This is a genomic window from Candidatus Methylomirabilota bacterium, from assembly GCA_036002485.1.
GTDB lineage: Bacteria > Methylomirabilota > Methylomirabilia > Rokubacteriales > CSP1-6 > AR37.
The window spans coordinates 1-3,010 of the sequence record DASYTI010000169.1; the positions used below are offsets into that span (position 1 = coordinate 1).

The 3,010-nt window shown below is 65.1% G+C and carries 4 protein-coding genes; 3 read left to right on the forward strand and 1 reads right to left on the reverse strand.

Translation table 11 applies throughout. The features are described 5' to 3' along the window. Nucleotides 1-158 (forward strand): RidA family protein (locus tag VGT00_15920; protein HEV8532909.1); only part of this gene is annotated, 158 nt, incomplete at its 5' end. Between the two features lie 177 nt (nt 159-335). On the opposite strand, the gene VGT00_15925 is transcribed toward VGT00_15920, so the two are convergent. Next, nucleotides 336-1,097, reverse strand: a complete 762-nt coding sequence (locus VGT00_15925; GenBank protein ID HEV8532910.1) for an exodeoxyribonuclease III — start codon at nt 1,095-1,097, stop codon at nt 336-338. Nucleotides 1,098-1,167: 70 nt separating this feature from the next. Here VGT00_15925 and VGT00_15930 point away from each other — a divergent pair, with 70 nt between their 5' ends. Continuing rightward, on the forward strand, nt 1,168-2,055 hold the full coding sequence (locus VGT00_15930) for an ABC transporter permease (GenBank protein ID HEV8532911.1): 888 nt from the start codon (nt 1,168-1,170) through the stop codon (nt 2,053-2,055). A gap of 25 nt (nt 2,056-2,080) precedes the next feature. After that, nucleotides 2,081-3,010: ABC transporter substrate-binding protein (locus tag VGT00_15935; protein HEV8532912.1), on the forward strand; the 930-nt coding region annotated here is incomplete at its 3' end.

Here is a 3,010-nt window from a genome sequence, read left to right on the forward strand (position 1 = left end):
CGCGGGTCTACCTCGTGAACTTCCAGGACTACGCGGCGATGAATGGCGTCTATGTCACCTACTTCAAGGCCGGGCGGCTACCCGGTCGCACCTGCGTCGGCGTCACCGGGCTAGCCCTGGGCGCCCTCGTCGAGATCGACCTGATCGTCAAGCTGTAACAGAGACCGCCCCTACTCTACTCAGTCCTCGCCTCGCGACCTTGGCGCTCAGCTCGAACGGCGGCCCTCTCCCCTGAGGGGAGAGGGATGATTTGATTTTCCTCTGGCAGAGACTTCTATCCCTCTCCCCCATCGGGGGAGAGGGGTAGGGTGAGGGGGCGATTGCGGCTACCGGTGCTATTCGAGCTCCAGGGTGATGGGGCAGTGGTCGGAGCCCAGGACGTGGGGCAGGATGGTCGCGCCCTTGACGCGACCGCGAAGGTCGTCAGAGACGAAGAAGTAGTCGATGCGCCATCCGAGATTGCGCGCCCGCGCCCCGCTCCTCATGTCCCACCAGGTATAGTGCCCCGGCTCGGCGACAAAGATCCGGAAGGTGTCGTGATAGCCGTGGGCGATGAGCTTGGAGACCCACTCACGCTCGACGGCCATGAAGCCCGGCGTGTTCTCGTTTTCCTTGGGCCGGGCGATGTCGATCTCCGTATGCGCCGTGTTGACATCGCCGCAGGTGATAACGCCCTTGCCGGCCTTCCGCAGCCGCTCCGTGAGCTCGAGGAACTCGTCGTAGAACTTGAGCTTGTGCGCCAGCCGCTCCGGCCCCATCCCGCTGTTCGGAAAGTACACATTGACGAGGTGGAAATCTGGAAACTCCGTGTGCACCATGCGTCCTTCGACGTCGAGGGCCGGTGAGCCAAAGCTCGTCTGCACTGCGAGCGGCTCGAGCTTGCTATACGTGGCCACGCCGCTATAGCCTTTCTTCTCGGCCATGCTCCAGAAGGACCGGTAGCCGCCCATCTCCTTCATCTCGGGCGTGAGCTGTTCGTGCTGGATCTTGGTCTCCTGGACGCAGAGAATGTCCGGCTCCTCGGCCGTGACGAAGTCGAGGAAGCCCTTTTTCCACGCGGCACGGATGCCATTGATGTTCCACGAGATGAGCTTCATCCCGCCCACTCTACCCTGGTCGACGGCGCGCGCGCTTGACAGCCTGCAGCGCCCCGCCTAGTCTCCTGACGTGGAAGCCAGGATCGACGAGATGCTCGGCGCGCCGCCCGTCGCCGCCCGTGAAGTGCGACTGGGACGCCAGCTCCGGCGCGTCCTCCGTAATGCCCTGGTGGCCTTTGGCGCGGTCACCGCCCTGCTCATCGTGGCCTCCGCCGTCTTCGCTCCCGCCATCGCGCCGCATCCACCGGACGAGCAGAACTTCGACCTCATCGAATCCGCCCCCGGCCTCAAGGCCCTTTTCGGCACCGACCGCTTCGGTCGTGATGTCCTGAGCCGCGTCATCTTCGGCGCCCGCATCTCGCTCTACGTGGCCCTCACCTCCATCACCGTCTCCATGCTCGTAGGCGGCGCCCTCGGTCTCTCCGCGGGCTATCTCGGCGGCGCCTGGGACAATGCCGTCAATCGCGTCATGGACGTGTTCTTTAGCATTCCCGGTCTGCTCCTGGCCGTGGGCGTCGCCGCCATGCGCGGCCCCGGCGTCAACAGCGCCGTCTTCGCCATCGCCATTGTCTATGTGCCCATCTTCGTCCGCGTCATGCGCGGTCCCGTCCTCGCCGAGCGCGAGAAGGAATATGTCGAGGCGGTGAGGGCGTTGGGCGCTACGCGGCTCATCGTGGCTGTCAAGCACATCCTGCCCAATGTCGTGTCCCCCTTCGTCGTGCAGGGCACCGTCGCGCTGTCCCAGGCCATCCTGATCGAGGCCTCCCTGAGCTACCTCGGCCTTTCCGCGCAGCCGCCCACGCCGTCGTGGGGCAACATGCTCAATGAGGGGCGGACGTATCTCGAGACCGCTCCGTGGATCTCCGTGTTCCCCGGCATCGCCATCATGGTCACCGTGCTCGCCTTCAACTTGATGGGCGACGGCCTCCGCGACATCCTCGATCCCAGTGCCCAGTAGTCACCGGCCACAGGAGGAAGAATTCATGACCACCTCACCCGAGCCCTCGAACCCACCTGGCCTGACCCGGCGTGAGCTTCTCAAGACCTCCGGTCTGACTCTGGGCGCGCTTGCTCTCGGCACGCCCGCTTTCGCCCAGACGCCCAAGGCGGGGGGCACCCTCGTCTCCGCCCAGACCACCGAGGCCACCGGCCTCGATCCGCAGCTCGTGCCCGCGCTCTCCCGCAGCCGGCGCTCGCCCCTCATGTACAGCCAGCTCGTGCGCTATGACGCCGACATGAACCCGAGGCCCGAGCTGGCCGAGTCCTGGCAGACCAGCCCCGACGGGCTTACGTGGACGTTCAAGCTGCGAGAGGGCGTCAAGTTCCACGACGGGCAGGAGATGACCTCGGCGGACGTGAAGTTCACCTTTGACCGTCTCTTCGAGAGCTCGCCGGGCAAGTCGGACTTCATCGCGGTGGACAAGGTCGAGCCCGTCGGCAAGTACGGCGTCAAGTTCACGACCAAGGAGCCCTTCGCGGGGCTCCTGGCCGCCCTCGGCGGCTTCTGGGGCTACATCATCAGCGAGGCGGGGATCAAGAAGCACGGCGATCTCAACAAGGCCGCCCTCGGCACCGGGCCCTTCATGCTCGTGGACTGGAAGGTCGAGCAGCAGCTCGTCCTCAAGAAGAACCCCCACTACTTCAAGAAAGGCCAGCCCTACGTGGACGACATGGTCCTGCGGGTCATTCCCGACGAGGCCAATATCGTGGCCGCGCTCCGCACTGGGCAGATCCAGCACGCCTTCATCGAGGACAACAAGAACTACAACCTGCTCAAGGACGAGAAGACGCTCACGGGCTATCGCAGCTCGCGCCTCGGCTACGACTACCTCAATATCAACGCCACCCGCGGCCCGCTCAAGGACGTCCGCGTGCGCCAGGCCATCTCCTGGGCCGTGGACCGGAGCCAGGTG

Bases quoted from the DNA above. Each gene is read 5' to 3' on its own strand.
- VGT00_15925 (HEV8532910.1), bottom strand. From the start codon at position 1,097: ATGAAGCTCATCTCGTGGAACATCAATGGCATCCGTGCCGCGTGGAAA.